The sequence below is a fragment of the Mesorhizobium sp. B2-3-5 genome (assembly GCF_006442395.1).
Lineage (GTDB): Bacteria > Pseudomonadota > Alphaproteobacteria > Rhizobiales > Rhizobiaceae > Mesorhizobium.
Map to the genome: position 1 here is coordinate 161,234 of NZ_VFVX01000008.1, position 20,568 is coordinate 181,801.

At 63.4% G+C, this 20,568-nt stretch carries 18 protein-coding genes; 9 read left to right on the plus strand and 9 right to left on the minus strand.

Annotated features, from left to right (window positions below; genetic code table 11):
- The first annotated feature begins 99 nt into the window (after window positions 1-99).
- Both FJ958_RS12505 and FJ958_RS12510 read left to right on the plus strand, forming a co-directional pair.
- Window positions 100-1,410, plus strand: a complete 1,311-nt coding sequence (locus tag FJ958_RS12505; protein WP_140742959.1) for an efflux RND transporter periplasmic adaptor subunit — start codon at window positions 100-102, stop codon at window positions 1,408-1,410.
- The gene (locus FJ958_RS12510) at window positions 1,407-4,490 is read left to right on the plus strand and encodes an efflux RND transporter permease subunit (RefSeq protein ID WP_140742961.1); all 3,084 of its coding nucleotides are present in this window, start codon (window positions 1,407-1,409) and stop codon (window positions 4,488-4,490) included. The genes FJ958_RS12505 and FJ958_RS12510 overlap by 4 nt, the downstream gene beginning before the upstream one ends.
- A 209-nt stretch (window positions 4,491-4,699) precedes the next feature.
- On the opposite strand, the gene FJ958_RS12515 is transcribed toward FJ958_RS12510, so the two are convergent.
- Window positions 4,700-5,155: a L,D-transpeptidase gene (locus FJ958_RS12515; protein WP_140742963.1), complete on the minus strand. Its 456-nt coding sequence runs from the start codon at window positions 5,153-5,155 to the stop codon at window positions 4,700-4,702.
- A gap of 263 nt (window positions 5,156-5,418) precedes the next feature.
- Window positions 5,419-5,673, minus strand: coding sequence for a hypothetical protein (locus tag FJ958_RS31575; protein ID WP_181176377.1), 255 nt, complete (start codon window positions 5,671-5,673; stop codon window positions 5,419-5,421).
- Between the two features lie 184 nt (window positions 5,674-5,857).
- On the opposite strand from FJ958_RS31575, the gene FJ958_RS12525 reads away from it, so the two are divergent.
- The gene (locus tag FJ958_RS12525; protein ID WP_140742967.1) at window positions 5,858-6,025 is read left to right on the plus strand and encodes a hypothetical protein; all 168 of its coding nucleotides are present in this window, start codon (window positions 5,858-5,860) and stop codon (window positions 6,023-6,025) included.
- 70 nt (window positions 6,026-6,095) lie between these two features.
- Here the strand turns inward: FJ958_RS12525 and FJ958_RS12530 are convergent, their stop codons facing one another.
- Entirely contained in the window at window positions 6,096-6,782 is a 687-nt protein-coding gene (locus FJ958_RS12530; protein WP_140608797.1) for a response regulator transcription factor, read from the minus strand.
- 45 nt (window positions 6,783-6,827) lie between these two features.
- On the opposite strand from FJ958_RS12530, the gene FJ958_RS12535 reads away from it, so the two are divergent.
- A complete protein-coding gene (locus tag FJ958_RS12535; protein WP_181176378.1) occupies window positions 6,828-7,601 on the plus strand; it encodes a response regulator transcription factor in 774 nt (257 codons plus the stop codon).
- Window positions 7,602-7,676: 75 nt separating this feature from the next.
- On the plus strand, window positions 7,677-9,764 hold the full coding sequence (locus FJ958_RS12540; protein ID WP_246679585.1) for a sensor histidine kinase: 2,088 nt from the start codon (window positions 7,677-7,679) through the stop codon (window positions 9,762-9,764).
- A 117-nt stretch (window positions 9,765-9,881) separates the two neighbouring features.
- Here the strand turns inward: FJ958_RS12540 and FJ958_RS12545 are convergent, their stop codons facing one another.
- Complete coding sequence (locus tag FJ958_RS12545; RefSeq protein WP_140742969.1) at window positions 9,882-10,292, minus strand: hypothetical protein; 411 nt, start codon at window positions 10,290-10,292, stop codon at window positions 9,882-9,884.
- 345 nt (window positions 10,293-10,637) lie between these two features.
- Here FJ958_RS12545 and FJ958_RS12550 point away from each other — a divergent pair, with 345 nt between their 5' ends.
- The gene (locus tag FJ958_RS12550) at window positions 10,638-11,840 is read left to right on the plus strand and encodes an aromatic ring-hydroxylating dioxygenase subunit alpha (RefSeq protein WP_140742971.1); all 1,203 of its coding nucleotides are present in this window, start codon (window positions 10,638-10,640) and stop codon (window positions 11,838-11,840) included.
- A 169-nt stretch (window positions 11,841-12,009) separates the two neighbouring features.
- On the opposite strand, the gene FJ958_RS12555 is transcribed toward FJ958_RS12550, so the two are convergent.
- Window positions 12,010-13,428 carry an aminotransferase gene (locus FJ958_RS12555; RefSeq protein ID WP_140743064.1) on the minus strand — a complete coding sequence of 473 codons (1,419 nt, stop codon included), beginning with the start codon at window positions 13,426-13,428 and terminating at the stop codon, window positions 12,010-12,012.
- A gap of 268 nt (window positions 13,429-13,696) precedes the next feature.
- Between FJ958_RS12555 and FJ958_RS12560 the strand changes: the two genes are divergently transcribed.
- From FJ958_RS12560 to FJ958_RS12570, 3 genes are read left to right on the plus strand one after another with little or no spacing between them, the layout of a single operon-like run.
- On the plus strand, window positions 13,697-14,614 hold the full coding sequence (locus FJ958_RS12560; protein WP_140742973.1) for an ABC transporter permease: 918 nt from the start codon (window positions 13,697-13,699) through the stop codon (window positions 14,612-14,614).
- Entirely contained in the window at window positions 14,611-15,432 is an 822-nt protein-coding gene (locus tag FJ958_RS12565; protein WP_140742975.1) for an ABC transporter permease, read from the plus strand. The genes FJ958_RS12560 and FJ958_RS12565 overlap by 4 nt, the downstream gene beginning before the upstream one ends.
- A 52-nt stretch (window positions 15,433-15,484) precedes the next feature.
- Window positions 15,485-16,558, plus strand: coding sequence for an ABC transporter ATP-binding protein (locus FJ958_RS12570; protein WP_140743066.1), 1,074 nt, complete (start codon window positions 15,485-15,487; stop codon window positions 16,556-16,558).
- Here FJ958_RS12570 and FJ958_RS12575 read toward each other — a convergent pair.
- The 4 genes from FJ958_RS12575 to FJ958_RS12590 form a co-directional block, all read right to left on the minus strand.
- Window positions 16,522-17,832 carry a flavin monoamine oxidase family protein gene (locus tag FJ958_RS12575; RefSeq protein ID WP_181176379.1) on the minus strand — a complete coding sequence of 437 codons (1,311 nt, stop codon included), beginning with the start codon at window positions 17,830-17,832 and terminating at the stop codon, window positions 16,522-16,524. The genes FJ958_RS12570 and FJ958_RS12575 overlap by 37 nt on opposite strands.
- A gap of 507 nt (window positions 17,833-18,339) precedes the next feature.
- Complete coding sequence (locus FJ958_RS12580; protein WP_140742979.1) at window positions 18,340-19,422, minus strand: ABC transporter substrate-binding protein; 1,083 nt, start codon at window positions 19,420-19,422, stop codon at window positions 18,340-18,342.
- 25 nt (window positions 19,423-19,447) lie between these two features.
- Window positions 19,448-20,161, minus strand: a complete 714-nt coding sequence (gene betI, locus FJ958_RS12585) for a transcriptional regulator BetI (protein WP_140742981.1) — start codon at window positions 20,159-20,161, stop codon at window positions 19,448-19,450.
- A 6-nt stretch (window positions 20,162-20,167) separates the two neighbouring features.
- On the minus strand, window positions 20,168-20,452 hold the full coding sequence (locus FJ958_RS12590; RefSeq protein ID WP_140742983.1) for a hypothetical protein: 285 nt from the start codon (window positions 20,450-20,452) through the stop codon (window positions 20,168-20,170).
- Window positions 20,453-20,568: the final 116 nt, after the last annotated feature.

The following is a 20,568-nucleotide window of genomic DNA, read 5'->3' on the forward strand; positions in this document are numbered from 1 at the left end:
ACGGTACAGTAAGACCGCCGCTATTTGAAATCGGGACCTGCAGTCGATATGTGTCCCGATGTCCGTGCTTCGCGCCGGATTACGACTGAGGGGTCTTTCTTGTTCAAGCGCATACTTCGTATCGTCATCGTCTTCCTGGTTCTGCTCGTCCTCGTGGTCGTGGTCGGTGGCATTGTCGGCTTCAACTTCCTGCGCGACAACGGCATCAAGCAGTATTTCGCCACGATGAAGCCGCCGGCGGCGACCGTTTCGACGACCATCGCCAAGCCGTCGAACTGGACGCCGGGCGTCGAAGCGATCGGCACGGTGAGAGCCGTGCGCGGTGTGGACCTGACGGTTGAGACCACGGGCATCGTCAAGGAAATCCTCTTCCACGCCAACCAGAAGGTGCAGGACAACGCCGTCCTGCTGCAGCTCGACGACGCCGTCGAGCGCGCCGATCTCGAGGCACAGAAAGCACAGGCCGTGTCCGACCAGGCTGCATTCGCGCGCGCCATCGAATTGCAGCGGCGCGGCGTCGGCACCGACGCGACGCTGGACGCCGCGCGGGCGGCCGCAAGCGCATCCGCCTCGCAAGTCAACAGATTGCAGGCCGTGCTCGACCAGAAGCAGCTGACCGCGCCTTTCGCCGGCACGGCCGGCATTCCCAAGATTGACATCGGCCAGTATCTGGCGCCCGGCACCGCCGTGGTGACGCTGCAGGATCTCGATACTATGCGGGTCGATTTCTCTGTCCCCGAACAGCAGCTCCCGCTGCTCAAGATCGGCCAGACGGTTCGGCTGGGCCTCGGCGGCGGCGGAGACATGCCGTTCGCCGGCGCCATTCGCGGCATCGATCCCAAGATCGACCCGTCCAGCCGGCTGGTGAACATCCGGGCGGAGGTCGCCAATCCCGATGGCAAGCTGACCCCGGGCCAGTTCGTGCAGGTGCGTGTCGAACTGCCCGAGGAGCAGAACGTGCTGGTGCTGCCGCAGACGGCACTGACCACCAGCCTCTATGGCGATTACATCTTCGTGGTGCAGCCGGCGAAGCCCGCCGCAGCCGCACCCACGCAGCCTGCCAAGCCGGAGGAAAAGCCCTCGGCAGCCGCTGACAAGCCGGCGGACAGCAAGGCGGCGGATGCCAAGCCGGCGGATGCGATGAAACCGGCGGCCGAGGCAAGCAAGCCGGCCGACGCCGCGAAGCCCGAAAAGGCCGCGGACCCGGCCAAGCCCGCGCTGGTGCTGTCGCAGGTCTTCGTCAAGCCCGGCCGCCGCAATCAAGGCATGGTCGAGATCGTCGAAGGGCTGAAGGCCGGCGACGAGGTCGTCACCGCGGGCCAGAACCGCCTCTTCAACGGCATGTCCGTCAACGTCGACAACACGATCGACCCGACCAAATCGGCGAACCAGCAGGCCGGCCAGCAATGAGCTTTTCCGATCTTTTCATTCGCCGGCCCGTCCTTTCGACGGTTCTTGCCTGCATGATCCTGCTCCTGGGCTTCCAGGGCATCTTCAACCTGTCGATCCGGCAGTATCCGAAGGTTGACGAAACCGCGATCACCATCACGACCGCTTATCCGGGCGCCAGCGCCGACCTGATCCAGGGCTTCATCTCGGCCCCGATCGCGCGCGCCGTCGCCTCGACCGAGAACATCGACTACGTCACCTCGTCGAGCCGCCCGTCTTCCAGCACGGTGACGGTGCAGATGAAGCTCGGCTCCAATCCGGACGTGGCTTTGACCGAGGTGCTGTCGAAGGTCCAGGGCGTGCGCGGCACCTTGCCGGATGCGTCCAAGGATCCCGTCATCGTCAAGGGCACCGGCCAGCAGTTCGCGATGATGTACATCTCGATGCAGAATCCGAACATGACCAAGGAGCAGCTGACGGAGTATATCGAGCGCGTCATCAGGCCACGCATGTCGACCGTCGAAGGCGTCGCCGACGTGCAGATTTTCGGCGCCCAGCAATATTCCATGCGCGTCTGGATCGATCCGGTCAGGCTTGCCGCGCGCGGCGTGACGGCCGCCGAAGTTCTGGCGGCGATCAACAACTCCAACTTCCTGTCGGCGCCCGGCAACACCCAGAACGAATATGTCGTCTCGTCGATCACGGTGCGTTCGACGCTGCAGACGCCCGAGGCGTTCGCCGAATTGCCGCTGCGCTCGACCGATGGCAATGTGGTGCGGCTGCGCGACGTCGCGCGCGTCGAACTCGGCGCCGAAAACACCGACACCAGGGTCAGCTTCAACGGCAAGCCTGGCACCTTCCTCGCCATCTTCCCGACGCCGGCCGCGAACCCGTTGACCACGGCGGCAGCGCTCACCAAGCTCGTGCCGCAGATCCAGGAAACGCTGCCGAAAGGCATGACGATCGAGATCGTCTACGACGCCACCGGTCAGATCAGCGCCTCGATCGACGAGGTGTTCAAGACCATCGCCGAGGCGGTTGCCATCGTCGTGGTCGTCATCCTGCTCTTCCTCGGCTCGTTCCGTTCGGTGATGATGCCGATCATCACCATCCCGCTGTCGCTGATCGGCGTCTGCTTCCTGTTGTTTGCGGTGGGCTATTCGATCAACCTTCTGTCGCTGCTGGCCATGGTGCTGGCGATCGGCCTTGTCGTCGACGACGCCATCGTGGTGGTGGAGAACATCCATCGCCACATGGAAGAAGACCACATGTCGCCGATGCAGGCGGCCTTCAACGGTATGCGTGAAATCGCCACCGCCATTGTCGCCATGACCATGACACTGGCTGCCGTGTTCGCACCTCTGGCCTTTACCGGCGGCCTGACCGGCTCGCTGTTCCGCGAATTCGCGGTGACGCTGGCTGGATCGGTTGTGCTATCGGGCGTCATCGCCATCACCATCACCCCGATGATGTCGGCGCGCCTCCTGAAGCCCGGCAATGCCGGCCGTTTCCAGCGCATCGTCGACGGCACCTTCTCGCGGGTCGAGCACGTCTATGAGCGTGCCGTCACCGGTTCGCTGAACTATCGCCCGCTGACGCTGATCATCGTGCTGGCGCTTGTCGGCGTGACCGGCTTCATGTTCACCAAGACCTCGACGGAACTGGCGCCGGAAGAGGATCAGGGCTTCCTGCTCTCGCTGGTAACGGGGCCGCGCTATGCGACCTCCGATTACACCGAGACCTACGTCAACCAGATCCTGGGCCTGGTGAAGGACATTCCTGAAACGCGGGCGCAATTCTCGGCCGTCGCCTTCGGCGGCACGACCAACAGCGCCTTCGTCGGCTTCGCCTTCAAGGACTGGGCGGATCGCAAGCGCAATTCGAAGCAATTGCAGGCCGATATCACGGCCCGCATCGCCAAGGTTGCCGGTGTCCAGGCCTTCGTCTTCGCCCCGCCGACGCTGCCAGGCTCCGGCGGCGGCCTGCCGATCGCCATGGTGGTGCGCTCGACCGGCAGCTCCGCCGAAGTCTACGAGGCGGCCGAGCAAATCAAGAACAAGGCGCAAGCCTCCGGCCGCTTCATCGTCGTGCAGAACTCGATGGCCTATGACGCGCCGCAGGTGACTGTGACCATCGATCGTGACCGCGCCGCGGCACTCAACCTGCCGATCGCCGATATCGGCCGGACGCTGACGCTGCTGGTCGGCGGCGCCGAAGTGGCGCAGTTCGACCGCGACTCCAACAGCTACGACATCATCCCGCAGGTGCCGCAGGAATTCCGCGACAATCCCGAAAAGCTCGGCGAATATTTCGTCCGCAGCGTCACCGGCGAGATGGTGCCACTGTCGGCGGTGGTGAAGATTTCGAACAATGCGGCGCCGGCGGCGATCGAACAGTTCAACCAGCTGAACTCCTCAACCATATCAGCGCTTCCGCTGCCCGGCGTCACCACGGGCGACGGCTTGAAAGTGCTTGAGGACATCGCCCGGGAAAGCCTGCCCGATACGTTCTTCATCGACTATTCCGGCCAGTCCAGGCAGGAGAAGGAGCAGGGCAACACGATCCTGATCGCTTTCGCGGCGGCTGTCATCGTCATCTATCTGGTGCTGGCGGCGCAGTTCGAAAGCTTCCGTGACCCATTGATCATCATGATGGCGGTGCCGCTGTCGATCTTCGGTGCGATCGTGCCGCTCAATCTGGGCCTCGGCACACTCAACATCTACACGCAGGTCGGTCTGATCACGCTGATCGGCCTGATCACCAAGCACGGCATCCTGCTGGTGGAATTCGCCAACCAGCAGCGTGAGATCCATGGCATGCGGCGGCGCGACGCCATCATCGCCTCGGCCAAGGTGCGCCTGCGGCCGATCCTGATGACGACGGCGGCGATGGCGCTCGGCGTGGTGCCGCTGATCGTCTCCAGCGGCGCGGGTGCCGCGGCCCGCTACTCGATGGGCCTGGTGATTTTCACCGGCATCCTGGTCGGCACCATGTTCACGCTCTTCGTCGTGCCCATGTTCTACACCTTCATCGCCAGCAAGGATCTGCCTCAGCTTGCCGAGAAGCCTGATCCCAAGCTGATGCCGGCATTGCCGACCTGAAGCATTCCAGAAAAGTGTGTAACGGTTTTCCGATCGGGATTGCGCAAACAAACAACTGAAAAAGAGGCCGGAGATTTTCCGGCCTCTTTTTTGGCTGGGCTCGATGCCGCCGGTTTGAGTTGAGCTCATTATCACTATCACTGGAGGGCATTCCGGCGGGAGCCTTGGACGGGTGCACGGCGACGAACGGACAACCCGTTCCCGGCCTGCTACTTGACGATGACTATGCTGGTATTGGCCGGCCCGAAGGTCTCGACCGACTGATAGAAATCGGCGGCGGCGGCGGGATGCAAGCGCACGCAGCCATGCGAGGTCGGCTGGCCTAGACGCTTGATGGCAGAGGTCGCGTGCACCGCGTAGCCGCCGCTGAAGAAAACCGAGTGCGGCATCGGTGCGTCGTCGTATTTCTTCGAATACCACATCTCATGCATTCGCGTCGGCTTGAACGAGCCGATCGGCGTCACATGCGCCCTGTCGCCGGTGGAGACCTTCCAGGCGAAGGTCGGCCGGCCATCGACCGAGACCTCCATGACCTGCCGCGAAAGCGAGACCCGCGCCACGATCTTATTGGCGGCATGACCAGCGTTGGCACCGAACAGAAGCGCGGTACCCGTGAGCACGGCGGCGGTGATGTTGATCAACTTGGCGGCAATGGTGGTGTGCATGACGTCCCCTCTCTCTGCCGGTCCAGCCGGCTCCAATTCGATGCAGGGCTTATCGCTGCGGATTGTTTCGGTTTAATTTCGTTAGGCGCGCGGTTATGTTTCGGTAATGTTTCTCAACAAGGTGTGCGTCTGCCGCTCCGTGGCGCTGCCACGATGATTGGCGATTGGCCGACACGCCTGAATGCGCGAAACGAAAGCGCGTATTATCCTTATATGAAAGAAATTTCACCGATTTCGAAACCAATCTGCAACAAAGCGCGGCTTCAGGCGGCATGATACGGATACAGGCCGCCAGCAAGGTTGATGCAACGAAAGCAGACGGCAACGGTCATGGGAACGAAAACGAACACGCGGTCCTGGCTTCTCAGGATCAGCATCGCGCCGGCAACGGTCGGCGGCGCTGGCCCGGTTGCCGGCGGCCCCATGTCACGGCTGGCGGCAATGGCCTTGAGCGAGATCTCGACCCTGAATGCCGCCCTGTTTTCCGCCACGGTCTGGATTGTTTCCAGCCTGCGCATCGTCCGGCTCTGGGCCCTCTGGCGGGTTGGCCCTCGGCTGCTGGCATTGCGCGGCCCCTCCGGCAACTTGCTGCCGAGAGGACCGAAGGCCCGCGCCGCGACGGGGGGCTCCGTGGGCGGCGCGGGCACTTCGGGAGTTTCCTGAAGCGACCCGCGACACATCCATTTCTGGGGAATTGGTCCGATGAAAACGAAATTCGTAGCCTCGGTGCTTTCCGCACTGCTTTATGCACAGGGCCTGCTCGGCTTTGCCGCTCTTGCCACCGTGCTCCTCAAGGAGCGTGCCCACGCAGGTGAGTTCGCCACGGGCAACGACATGCCATCGGGCCCATCGCTGCTGGTGGTACGCTGAACCTCGGAGCATCGGTGCGAAAATGAAAGATCCGATGCTCAGCCGGAAAGACAGACCGGGTTCCCGGCCGTCAGTCGGCGAATTGCCGTGGCGGATCGAACCGGTAGCCCGCACCGCGTATGGTGGTGATGGTCTCGGTGTCGAGCTTGCGGCGCAGCCGCACGATGCGCGAATCGATCGAACGATCGAAGGCGTCGGCATTCTCGGCCGGTGCGGCGGCGATGATGTCGTCACGCGTCAGCACCTTGCGGGGGCTCGCCAGGAACAGCCTGAGCAGCGCCACCTGACCGGGCGAAAGCTGTTCCTCGGCACCGGAGCGATGCATGACGATCGCCGATCGCAGATCGACGGTCGCATTCTCCAGCACGATCAGTTCCTGGGTGCCCCTGCCGCGCCGCGAAAGCAAGCCGCCGACACGCGCGGCGAGTTCCCTCACATTGAGCGGGCTTTCGACAACGTCGGCGGCGCCAAGTTCGAGCGCCAGCACCTTGTCGACGAGATCGGCCGGCCGGCAGATCAGGATGAAATCCGGCCCATCCTCACCGCCATGGCGCCTGAGCAGATCCCGCCCTTCCGCCTGACTGAGACTGTCACCGACGACGACGACATCGATGCCCTTGCCCGCCAGCAGCGATTCCGCCTCCCAGGGCTGCCGCGCCTGGCGCACATCATGGCCCCGCCGTTCAAGATGGTCGGCAAGCTCGGTCGCGACCACGTCGGCGACGGAAACAAGCGCGATGACGGCTCGTGCGGCCATGTTCTCCAACCGTTCCCTGGCAACCGGATATGAGTGCTGGACATCATGTTTATACCCAATCTACTTTCCACTGAAAGTGGGAGCGAAGGCGCCGTGCGGGCAAGAATTGTCATCGTCGAGGACGAGCCCGACCTGAGGGACGCGGTCGCCGAATATCTTGGCGCCGCCGGCTATGACGTTGCGACCGCCGAAACCGCGGCCGCGGCACGCAGCCTGATCGAAGCGCAGGCGTTCCATCTGGCCATCCTAGACATCGCCATGCCGGGCGAGGACGGGCTGTCGCTCGGCCGCTGGCTGCGCTCTAAAATGCCGATCGGCATCATCTACGCGACCGCCGCAGGCACCGCGCTCGACCGCATCGTCGGGCTGGAACTCGGCGCCGACGACTATATCGTCAAGCCATATGAGCTGCGCGAGGTGCTGGCCAGGGTCCGCAGCGTGCTGCGCCGTGTTCCGCAGCAGACGGAGCTGGGGGACAGGAAAGCCAGGACGGAGCGCCGCTCCGTCGCTTTCGGCCCCTTCCAGGCCGATCTCGACGGCAGGCTGGTCACCGGCGCCAACGGCGCGGTGATCGACATGGCCAAGAGCGAGTTCGATGTACTGGAGGTTTTCCTGACCCGCGCCAACCGGCTGCTGACACGCGCCGCGATCTCGGAAGCGATCGGCTTCACCGAGGATCCGGAATCGTCGCGCGCCGTCGACATCCGCATCATGCGCCTGAGAAAGAAGATCGAGACGGACCCGGCCAACCCGAAATTCCTGCGCACGGTGCGCGGCGAAGGCTATATCTTCTCGTTGCCGGCCCGCGATGGCAATTGAACGCCGGCGTAGGAGGCTTCCTTTCCGGCCCTGGCCCGGACCGGATTCGACATGGCAGCGCAATGACGGCTGAAGATGACCGCTGAACCAGCAGGCACGGGTACACAGGGGGACCGGCAGGGCGCGGCGATGGCGGCCGTGCGTGTCGTGCGCCGGTTGCGCGAGGCCGGGGACTGGCAACGCGAGATGGACGGCATATTGGCGACGCTCTGCCATGCCATGGATTGCCAGCGCGGCATCCTGTTCCGCTTGCGCGAACTGCCTGGCCAGGGGTTCGCCCAGTCGGTCGCCGCCTACTGGATCGACCCCGCCTCCGGCGGCGAACTGGCCTCACCGACCGTCATCGTGCAGTCGATCGTCAACTCCGATCCGCTGCTGGAGCGGCTGGCCGAGGATGAGCGGCAAGGCAAGATCTTTGCCGGCCATACGCGCAATCTCGAAGGCTTCCTGAGAGGCGATTTCGAGAAGCAGAGCATCAAGTCGTTCCTGTCGGTATCCGTCTTCGCGCACGGCCATCTATGGGGCACGCTGGCGGTCAATGATTGCGTCGAGGAGCGCGAATGGACCGACGAGGAAGAAGCGACGCTGCACATCATCGCGCTCGCCATTGGCGATGCCATCGAACGCTCGCCCTCCGACGCCCATGCCAGCGAGGTCATTCGCCGCACCATGCTGCAGGCCTCGCTCGATGCCATCGTCGTTATCGACGAGACCGGCTCGATCATCGAATTCAATCCCGCGGCGGAAAAGATGTTCGGTTTCCTGCGCAGCGACATCCTGGGCAAGGATCTGCTCGACACCATCGTGCCGATCTATTACCGCAAGGGCTATTCCTCGGGAGCCGAGTACATGTCCGGCCGCGGCGCGTCGATGGTCGGCCAGCGGCTGGAAACGGTGACACAGAATGCCGCCGGGGAAGTGTTCCCGATCGAACTGACGGCGACCGAGATGCGGGTCGCCGACCGCCGCCTGATTTTCGGCTCGATCCGCGACCTGCGAGACAAGCTGCGCGCTGAGGAAGAGATCAACCGGCAGCGCGAAAAACTGCATCAGAACGAAAAGATGGCGGCGATGGGCTCGCTGCTGGCGGGTGTCTCGCACGAGCTCAACAACCCGCTGGCCGTGGTCGTCGCCCAGTCGACGCTGCTGCATGAATTCGCGTCCGATCCGCAGACCAAGATCCGCGCCGAGAAGGTGCGCGCCGCCGCCGAGCGCTGCGGCCGCATCGTCAAGAGCTTCCTGTCGATGGTCCGCCTCCATCCCGCGGCACAGGCTGAGACCGATCTCAACCAGGTGATCCGCGCCGCCCTCGAGGTAACCGCCTATGGCGCGCGCTCCAGCGGCATCATCATCGACACCGATTTCGCGCCGGGTCCGCTGCTGGCCATGGCCGATGCCGACCACGTGACGCAGGTGGCGGCCAATTTCCTGATCAACAGCCAGCACGCTTTGGCCGGCGTTGCCGGCGATCGGCTGATCAAGGTGCGCACATTCCGCAGCGACCGGGGCAATCCCGGCTTTTCGGTCGAGGACAACGGGCCCGGCATTCCCGAAGCGATCCGCGACCGCATTTTCGAATCCTATTTCACCACCAAGCCGGTCGGCGTCGGCACCGGCATCGGCCTGTCGATCTCGAAATCGATCATCGAGCGGCACAATGGCAATGTCTGGTTCGAGGAGGTGCTGCCCAGAGGCGCGCGTTTCGTCGTCCAGTTGCCGGCCATCTCCGCGGGCATCGCCGCCGCCGGCGAAACCCAGCCGCGCTCGAGCGGCCTGCGTCATGCCCTGATCATCGATGACGAGCCTGACGTCGCCGGCTCGCTGTCCGACATTCTCGAGTTGATGGGCATCAAGTCGCGGGTTGCGCTCATCTGGGAATCGGGCGCCGCTACCTTGAGCGGCCACATGCCGCCGGACATTGTCTTTTCGGACCTGCGCATGCCCGGCATCAGCGGCATTGCCATTTATCGAGAATTGCTGGCCGAACGGCCTGACCTCGCGCGGCGCTTCGTGCTGGTCACCGGCGACCTGATCGGCGCGAAGGCGGAAATCGAGGCCTTGCCGGCGCAGCAGCGGCCGCAGATCCTGGAAAAGCCATTCAGCACGCTGGATGTACGAAGCGTGCTTTCGAGCATCGCCGAGCAGGCGGCGTTGAAAGGCTAAAAAAGAAGCTCCCGACCGACGGTGCGGCGGGAGCCGAAGGGAGCGCTGGAGGGAGCGCTCGGGGAGATCGCGGCATGACCCCGGCCTGGAAGCCGGCTTCGGGATCAAGCCTGGAAATCAGAAGACGTTCGGCGTGTTGGTCAGAGGCGCGGCGTTGGCGATCATGCGGATCGCGCGGGCCTTGTGCGTTCCGGACTGCTCGGCGATGGCGCGCAGACAATCCACGCTCTCGGCGCCCCAGGCCTGCCCCTTGCATGCGAAGTCGACCGCCGGCATCGGCAGGCGTGCGGTCCTTGTGGTGGTCAGCGCGCCTGCGACGATGTTGGCTGGGGGATTGAGCGAAGCGAAGGCCGGGCCGGCCGCCGGCGTGAACGCCAGGCAGGCGAAGGCGCAAGCAGCCAGCGCCATGAACATTGCCATCGGGTGGTCGCTGGCGCGCTGACGTAAGGCCAGTTTCGGGCGGCGGTCAGCGCGCTCCGGAGCCTGGAGCCGACAACCGCCGTTGGGGATCTGGACTTTCGCATGCATCGTAGTTCCCTTCGTTGATTTTCCTTTTTCAATAAAGTGAACTTAATCGCGCCTTGTAACAGCTGAACGATGACGTAAAGTCAGGCTTGTAACAGTTATGAAACAGAACTCCGGGCACAACCGGGCAAAGTCAGTCATTCCGGGCACGTCAAGGCGGGAGGCGGCTTCGAAGCCGCAGGCTAACACCCGGATTCTCCGGGGTTTTCAGGCCGGCGACAGCACTGGATTCAGCGGCGGATAGCGCGCAAACTCCGCGCCAAAATCATACTGGTTTTCACAAGCCATTGCATTTCAATGCAAAATATGCTTTTATTGAATGAGTATTCAACAAAAAACGAGACTTTTATGAACCCGCACCTGCGTGACGTGGCGATCCCTAACGATTGGGACCGGCGGGGTCTGCCGGGCTGGAGTTACCATTCCGACGCCCTCCTCGAACTCGAGAAGGAGCATGTCTTCCGCACCCATTGGCAGATCGCCGGACACGTCAGCGACATCCCGGATGCCGGCGACTACCTGACCATGGATGTGGTCGGCGAACGCGCCTTGATCGTACGCGGCAAGGACGGCGTCGTGCGCGGCTTCAACAACATGTGCCGTCACCGTGGCAGCCGCGTCGTCGCCGACAGCAAGGGCAATTGCAAGAACGCATTGGTGTGCCCGTTCCATGGCTGGGTCTACAATCTCGACGGCACGCTGCGTGGCGCCGCGCGCCCGCGCTCCTTCCCTGATCTCGACAAGACCGAGTTCGGCCTGATGCAGCTCGATCTGGAAATCTGGATGGGCTTCATCTTCATCCGCTTCCGCGATGGCGGGCCGCAGCCCTCCGTCGCCGAACTGATGAGGCCGATCGAGACCGAATTCGCGCATTACAAGGCCGCCGACATGGTGCCGTCCTGGGGAATCTGGACCCAGACGACCCCGGTCAACTGGAAGTCGGTGCGCGACGTCGACAACGAAGGCTATCACGTCGCCATGGCGCATCCCGCCCTGCAGGACCTCTATGGCGCGACCTATTTCGACGAGCCCTTCATCAATGGCGTGTCGCGCTCCTTCGCCACCTACAACCCGCATGCCGGCCGCCGCTGGAGCGTCAGGAACTACATCAAGATCGCGCCCGAGCCGACACACCTGCCCGAACACCTGAAGAAGGCCTGGGTCTATTACGGTATCTTCCCCAACGCCGTCCTCTCGGTGATGCCGGAATCGGTGCAGTTCTATCAGGAATTCCCGCTGTCGACGGGGGAGACCCTGCTGCGCGGCGCCATCTACCGCTACCGCGACGAAAGCCGTGAACAGGCCGCCGCCCGCTACCTGTCCTTCCGCATCGACCGCGACACCATGTCGGAAGACGTGCAGCTTTCGGTGTGGTCGAACGAATCCATGCTGTCCGAAGCCTTCGGCGGATTCTATCTCTCCGACCTCGAATATGGCGTGCGCACCCACCACGACCATCTGCGCAAGATGCTGCCGGTGCTCGGCCTGGAGACCGCGCCGGAGGAGAAGGATATGTGGAATTTGAATGACGCGTTGAGGTCGAGGGGGTAAGGCCGCCAATCTCCCCCCTTGAGGGGGAGATGGCCGCGAAGCGGCCAGAGGGGGTCGCTGCGCGTGAAGCGCCAACATTTCGGAACGATAGATAGCGCTGGCGATTTACGTGAGACGACCCCCTCTGTCGCCTTTGGCGACATCTCCCCCTCAAGGGGGGAGATACTAATCACCCCCGCCAAACACCCTCTTTCCTCAAATCATCCATCGTCCGCGAAATGCCTTCGCGCAGGATGCCGACCATGTCATCGATCTGCTCGCGTGTGATGACCAGTGGCGGCGACATCACACACATGTTGATCAGCGGCCGCACCAGCAGGCCGAGCTCGTGGCAATGGGCGTCGATGCGCTTGCCGACATCCTTGTCGAGCTGCAGCGGATCCTTGCTTTCGCGGTCGGCGACGCATTCGACGCAGCCCATCAACCCCAGGCCACGCACCTCGCCGACCAGCGGCAATTCCTCCAATGTCTTCAGCCGCGCCTGGAAATAGGGCGCGACGTCTCGCGTATGGGCCAGCACGCCTTCTTCCAGCAAATCGAGATTTTTCAGCGCCACGGCGCAGCCGACGGGATGGCTGGTATAGGTGAGTCCATGGCCGAACAATGCGTCGGGATGGTTGGAGCGGCGCAGTTCCTCCAGAAGCCGTTCCGAGATGATGACGCCGCCGAGCGGGAAATAACCCGAGGTGACGCCCTTGGCGAAGGTGATCATGTCGGGATCGATGCCGAACACGTCACCCGAGGCGAAGACATGGCCAAGCCGGCCAAAGCCCGTCACCACCTCGTCGGAGACATAGAGGATGTCGTTGTCGCGGCAAATCTCGCGGATGCGCTTGAGGTAACCGTCGGGCGGAACGACGACGCCACCGGAGGCCTGCACCAGTTCGCCGACGAAAGCGCCGATCTTGTCGGCGCCGATGCGCGCGACCGTATCGCGGAACTGGCCGACGAGGAAATCGGTGAAGGCGGCAAGGCTCATGCCTTGCGGACGGCGGAACGGATCGGGCGAGGACAGCTTGATCACCAGATCGTCAGCGCCGTCCATCCAGTCGCGGTCGCGCGGGCGGCCGTTGAGCGAGGCCGAGAGATAGGTCGAGCCATGATAGGCGCCGCCCCGGCTGAGGATCAGCTTCTTTTCCGGCCGGCCGCGCACATTGTTGTAGAACTGCATGAAGCGCAGCGCCGTCTCCACCGCCGAAGAGCCGCCAGTGGTGTAGAAGACGTGGCTGAGATCGCCGGGCGCGTGGCCGGCGATGCGCATGGCAAGTTCCGCCGACGGCGCGTTCATCGTGTACCAGGGCGTGTTGTAGGACAAGGCCATCGCCTGGTCGTACATCACCCTGGCGAGTTCCTCGCGGCGGTGGCCGACATTGACGCACCACATGCCGGCCGGCCCATCGATCAGCCGCTTGCCGGCGTTGTCGGTGATGTAGATGCCATCGCCCTCGCCGATCAGCGCGCGCGCTTCGGCACCGACGGAACCAGCGTAGGGCCAGGGCTGGATGAGATGGCGCTTGGCCAGGTCGACGACATCGTCGCCCCCAGGCGCTGCCATCTCGCTCGCTTTCAGATCCCGCACCGCCGCCATCGTCGCCTCCACATCTCTCATTTCTCCCAGAGCATTCAATCCGGTGTCGAATGCCCGAAACGAAGGCCTTCTTCGCCTGATTTTGAATGTCCGTTCAATCAATATCTCAGAGATGGCGCTTGATTTCAATCCACGGATGCGTGCATGATGAAAGAAAGCCGGCAAGGGGAACCACAAGTCGGCGTCAGCACAATGGGATGCCGATGGCGGAACAATCCAGGCCAGCAACCGAGATCACGCCCGGAGCCCTGCTCCCCGGTGTCTGGCAATGACAGTGGCCGCGGAAGGGTCGCCCCCGTTGCGCATGACGCGGGCCAGACGAAATGCCCTTCTGCAATCCGAGCCCGTGCAGGGCTTTGCCCTGATCAGCCCCACCTTTCTCTACGCCCTCATCCTGCTGGTGCTACCGATCCTGGTGGTCATCGCCCACTCCTTCTGGACACAGCACTACCTGACCATCGACCGCACCTTCACGCTGGAAAACTACCGTGTCGCGCTGACCGAGCCGATCTACCGCGATCTGTTGTGGCGCTCGCTCTACATCTCGCTGACGGTCAGCCTGTTCACCGTCGTCCTGGCCTATCCGATCGCCTACTTCATCTCCTTCCATGGCGGCCGTCACAAGAGCCTGTGGCTGTTCCTCATCACCATTCCGTTCTGGACCAGCTATCTCCTGCGCGTCATGTCGTGGAAGGTCATCCTCGGCTATAACGGCGTCTTGAATTCCGGCCTGATGGGCCTCGGCGTCATCGACGAGCCGTCGACGGCCCTGCTCTACAATTCGAGCGCCGTCATCATCACGCTCACCCATGCCTGGGCCGCCTTCGCCATCCTGCCGATCTTCGTCTCGCTGGAAAAGGTCGACCGCACGCTGGTCGAAGCAGCCACCGACCTCGGCGACGGTCCCCTGCGTTCGTTCCTGCGCGTGACCTTGCCGCTGTCGGCGCCCGGCGTCATCTCGGCGGCGCTGATCGTCATGATCCCGACCGTCGGCGACTATGTCACGCCGAAACTCGTCGGCGGCAAGGACGGCGTCATGATCGCCAACGCCATCCAGGCGCAATTCGGCAAGGCCGCCAACTGGCCGCTGGGCGCGGCCCTTTCCGTCACCACCATGGTGATCGTCACCCTGACGGCTGGCGCCACGGTGCTGATCATCCGCGCCCTGCAGAGGCTGGCGCGATGAGGGCGCGGCGCTTCCTGCCGGGCGGCTGGCTGTCCCTCTATGCGTTCCTCTATATCGTGTTCCTCTATCTGCCGGTCGTCTTCCTGCCGATCTTCTCGATCAACACCGCCCCGACGCCGAAATTCCCGCTCACCGGCTATACGCTCAAATGGTACGAGGACCTGCCCAACACGCCGGCCTTGCTCGATGCCGCCTGGAACAGCCTGATCGTCGGCGTCTCCGCCTCGGTTCTCGCCACCGTGCTCGGCATCCTCGCCGCACGCTCGATCACCCGCTACCGCTACCCCGGCCGCCGCACCATCAATGGCCTGATCATGGCGCCGCTGGTGCTGCCCGAGGTGATCGTCGCCATCTCCATGCTGCTGGTGATGCTGCAACTGGGCCTCAGCCTGTCGCTGTTCACCGTCGTGCTCGGCCATGTGCTGATCTGCATTCCCTATTCGATGACTGTGCTGACCTCCGGCTTCGAGGGCTTCGACCGCAGTCTCGAGGAAGCCTCGGCCGATCTCGGTGAAAGCGCCTTCGGCACCTTCCGGCGCGTGACGCTGCCCATGGTGGCGCCGGCCATCATCTCCAGCCTGCTGGTCTGCTTTACCATCTCGCTGGATGAATTCATCATCGCCTTCTTCCTGACCGGCACCGGAGCGACGCTGCCGATCTACATCTGGGGCCAGCTGCGTTTCGCATCGAAACTTCCCGGCGTGCTGGCGCTGGGCACGCTGCTTTTGATCGCCTCTTTCCTTTTGATGACCGTCGCCGAAATCCTGCGTCGCCGCGCGGCCAGACGCACCCAGAACGAGGGAGGCCTCTATGCCTGATCAGTTACGGATCGAGCGCTCCCAACCAGGCCGGCCGCAATCCGACCGGCCGATGATCGAGATCCGCAACGTCATCCGCAGCTACGGAGCGTTCAAGGCGCTGGACGACGCCTCCCTGACCATCAGGGAAGGCGAATTCTTCTCGCTGCTCGGCCCGTCCGGCTGCGGCAAGACCACGCTGCTGCGCATGATCGCCGGCTTCGACAATCCGACCAGCGGTTCGATCGCGGTCGGCGGCCAGCCAATGGAAGGCATCCCGGCCAATCGCCGGCCGACCAACATGGTGTTCCAGAGCTATGCGATCTTCCCGCATCTCGATGTCGAGCAGAACGTCGCCTATGGGCTGAAGCGGCTGAAGCTGCAGGGCGGCGAGGAGAAACGCCGCGTCGAGGAGGCGCTGACGCAAGTATCGCTGACGGGCCTCGGCAAGCGGCGCGCGACCGAGCTTTCCGGCGGCCAGCGGCAACGCGTGGCGCTGGCCCGCGCGCTGGTGATGAGGCCCAAGGTGCTGCTGCTCGATGAACCGCTCTCGGCACTCGACAAGAAGCTGCGCGAGCAGATGCAGATCGAGCTGCGCCGTCTGCAGCAGGCGGTCGGCATCACCTTCGTGCTCGTCACCCACGACCAGTATGAAGCACTCGCCATGTCCGACCGCGTCGCCGTGATGTTCGGCGGCAGGATCGCCCAGGTCGCGTCGCCCAAGGAAATCTACCAGCGCCCGGTCAACCGCCAGGTCGCCGACTTCCTCGGCGGCATGAACTTCGTCAAGGCGGAGATCGTCGAGGAGAACGGCGCCTCGCTGGTCGTCGACACGCTGGGCTTCGGCCGCGTCAAGACCGACAAGCCGAAGGCCTTCGTGGGCACTGGCGGCGGCGCCACGCTCGGCATCCGGCCTGAGCGCCTGCGTGTCCTGTGGGACAATGCGACGGCCAAATTCGAGGTTGCTGGCAAGGTTGTCGAGCGCCATTATTTCGGCGAGATCACCCACCTGATCGTCGAGATACCGGGCCTGGAAAAGCCGCTGTCGGTGACGGAGACCAACGATTTTGGCGCCGACGACATTCCGGTCGGCACCTCGATCCGTCTTGCCTACGATCCCGAGGCTCTAGTGGCGATGGCGGACTGAAGTCCTGAGATGATCTTGCGCGCCGCGATGCGCCCCGCAATGATGGCGCCCTCGACATAACCCGGGAATGACGGCGACAGTTCCGAAGCGGCGAAATGAACTCGTGGCGCGCCGCCGAGAATTGTGCGCTCGGCATCCCTCGCCGTTACGTCGACAATGAGGTCACTGTAAGCGCCGCCGCTCCATCGGTCCTCTATCCAGTCGCGCCAGCTGAAGTCGGCAATGGCTGCCGCGTCGGGGCCGAGCGCAGCTGCGAGCCTGGCCGTCACTTCCGCACGCAGCTCCGCCTCGCCCAGCGCTCGCCAGCGCAACGCCAGCGGTCCACCGACGAAGACGACGAGCGCTGCGTGCTCCGCGTCCTTGCTGACGTCGCAGGCAAACAGCCCTGGCAGATCGCGCCACATCACCATGCCGCTCAGACCCCGCTGCCGCCAGAAAGGCTTGGCATAGCGCACCAGGATCTTGATCACCGCGCCGCTCTCCCAGGCGCCAAGCGCTCTCTGGAGAGCCGCTGGCAAAGCGGGCGCGAAGTCGAGCTTCGCGGCCGTTGCCGGGGGCAGCGCGACGAGCACTTCGCTCGCCTCGATTACGCGATTGCCTGAGACAACACGAACGCCATGCGGCCCGTGCTCGATGCGCGTGACCGGTTGGCCGAGCCGCACCCGGTCCCCGACGTCGCCAGCCAGATCCTCGGCCAGTGATTGCATGGTCTCGCGCAGGAAGTACTGAAGCTCAGGCACCTCGTTGGTGATGCGCCGGTCATTGTCGATCAGGTACCAGAGCGGCACCTTGTCCGCCGCCAGGCACCACAAGCCTTCGATCATCGAGCGGAAGGCCGCCTTGGCATCGGTGGGATCGTGCTGATGCTCCAGCCAGGTGGCGACGCTCATGCCGGCTATCGAGGGGTCGTCCGGCTCGATCCCGTTCATACGCTCGCGGATCGCCATTGCGCCGTGATAGGTCCGCTTGGCGCCCCTGGCCGACATCGACGGATGAGTGATGAACTCGCCTTCGACATAGGTCTCGACGAATGTCTTGCCACGCGCCCTGGCCAGCGCCATCACTTCCGGCATGTCCTCGCAGAGGAACTGGCCGCCGCTGTCGATGCGTTCGCCGAGCCCGTTCTGCCGGGCTTCGACCCGCCCGCCGACGCGGTCGCGCGCTTCGAGCAGCAGGAAACCGATGCCGGCTGCCTTCAACTCAAGCGCCGCCGACAGGCCGGTGAAGCCGGCGCCGACGATGATGACGTCGGTTCTTTCCGGTTCGTCCGTCAATAGCCAGCCTTGATCTGGCCGCCACCGCCTTCGGCAAGCGCATAGGCGGTGCCCGCGCCGACGGTGACGAGCGCAAGGCGGCGAAGCATGGATGTCATGGCCGAGTGCTCCCCCCATCGCGAATGTGAGGAGAGGTTAGGAGAATTCAGGGGCTTTGGCGAGCCCGACCGGTTCGGCTCCAGACAATGGCTTTTCTAACTTGTCTCCAACCATCAATTGCCGAAGCCAGCACTGCCCCCCATTGCCCTGCCGGGCATTTCTCCCCGTATAGTGACGGGGAGGAAGACGCTACCTTAGCGGTTTCGCCAATCACCAGCGCTGCAGAATGAGCGCCAAGGCCGCGGCCAGCCCCTTCTCCCCGTCGCTATACGGGAGAAGGTCCCGTCAGGGGGATGAGGGGCAGCGCCGATATCGGCGATCTGCACCTGCCAAACAACCACAACCCGCCATTGAAGCCATTGCGCCACGCCGTTTCAGTTCAGGAGCGACCGGTCGTTTCCGCAGCACTCAATAGCCGGCTTTGATCTTCTCGAATTCGGCGATCATCTTCAGCTTGAGATTCGACGGCAACGGCGACTGGAACAGCGTCTTGTCGACGAATTTCTGGACATCGTCATAGCCTTTTTCCTTCAGGATGGCCTGATCGACGCCAGTCATGCCCTTGGCGTTGGCCTGGCCGTAGCCCCAGTCCTTGACCAGCACCTTGGCGATCTCCGGATCGTTGACGGCGTTCAGGTAGTCATAGGCCTTGTCGGTATTGCCGGGCGCGTCCTTGAACAGCACATAGCCGCAAACCCAGGTCGATATGCCCTCCGCCGTGTCTTTCTTCGATTTGATCGGCACGCCGGCGGCGACCGACTGCACGGTCGCGTCGTTCCAGGCCCAGGCGAGGTCGACCTCGCCGCCGGAGAGCAACTGCACGATATCCGTCGTGTCGGTCCAGTAGGAGCGGACGTTCTTGTGCACCTGGCGCAGGAAATCGGACGCCTGCTTGAACTGGTCGTCCGTCATCTTGGTCCAGTCCTTCAGCCCGATGGCGAGGGCTGCAAGTGCATAGGCGTCGTCGACATTGTCGCCGATCGACACCCGGCCCTTGTACTTCGGATCGGCGAACGCCTTCAGCGACTGGACGTCCTTCTCGTCGATCTTGGAGGAGTTATAGGTGAGCTGGGTATTGCCCCAGTCCCACGGCATGAACCACGCCTTGCCGTCATCGGTCATGGCGAGATTCTTCATCGCCATGATGCCGGGATTGAGGTCTTTCCAGCCCGCGATCTTCGACGTGTCGAGCGGCTGCAGCAGCCCAGCCTCGCGCCATTTCACCACGCTCTGCGAGCAGGGATGGCCGATATCGGCCTTGAAGCCTGAACGCACCTTCTCGAACGCCTCGTCCTCATCACCGAAGAAGGCGAACGTCGGCGAATCGCCGTTCTTCTCGACATATTTCGGATGGAAGTTGGGGGCTTCGTATCCGGACCAGTCGAACACGATCAGGTCCTTGTCGGCGGCGATCGCCAGGGCCGCGGCCGAAGCCGCCAGTGTTCCGGCAAGCGCCAATGTCAGCGTCAGGCGTCGAGTGAATCGCTTCATTGCTGTTCCATCCTCTGTGGTCTTCTTATGGTTTCGTAGCCCCGGCGGCCTTGCGCGCGTAGTGTCTCGGGAAAGCCGCCGACAGGAATTCGTTCGCCGCCTGCAAGGCGGTCTCGCGAGTGGTGTCCTCGGTGCCCATCATCAAGCGCAGCCACAACCCCTCCGTCATGGCGCTGAGCGCCAGCGCCATGACCTGCGGCTCATAGGCGTAGCCGCCGCTTTCCTTCAGGGCCGCGCAAAGCTCGATGAAGATGTTCTGGTAGACGGCGTCCCGCGCGCTGCTCAACGCCTGGTAGGTCGGCCGTGACTTGGCCTCGCCCCAGAAAGCGCACCAGGCTGCAAGCTTGCGCTTGTTGCAGATGGAGCGGTCGAAATCGGCGGCGACCAGGGCCTGGAGCTGGCGGGCCGGGTCATCCCCCGCCTTCTGCAGCGCGTTGCGCCAATGGGCCGAATATTCGTCATACATGTGCTGCAGCGTCGCTACGAGCAGCTTTTCCTTGCTCTCGAAGTGGAAGTTGACGATGCCGCGCGACAGGCCTGCGCCGTCGGCGACATCGGCCATGGTCGTCTCCGAATAGCCGCGCTTGGCGAGTGAATCGATCGTCGCCTCGATGAGCTGAAGTCGCCTGACCTCCTTCGAGGCCTTGCGTCCGCGCTTCTCGGATTCAGCCTTTTGTGCCGGTTCAAGGAGGGCGTCCCTGGCGTCTGCCGTCTTCATGCGTGTGATGGTCTCCAGCATCGCCGGCTATCCAATCGCATCCGGCTTCCACCCGCGAAGATGAGTGGGACGGTGCTCGCCAGTGTCAAGCACCTTCTGCATGGCTTCCCAGCTTCGTATGTTCCTGTCGACACAGGCAGCGCCGACCATGGCGGCGGCAGCCCGATAGAGCGGCCCCCTGAGCTTTTCGAGTTCCCGCGCGACGACCTCGTCCGGGCCGCCCGGCGACAGGTAACCATCGCCCCATAGCGCCTCGAGAGAGCGAATGGCGGTGTCGTCATACTCCGTTTCGGCATCAGCCGCTTCGATCATCAGCCCTCGATCCCCAATCGATGAATGCTCACTTCGAATGCCGGCAAAGCGTAGCGCATACGAGTGGAAACGCAATATCATTTGTTGAACATTCATTCAGAATGGCTGGACAGAAT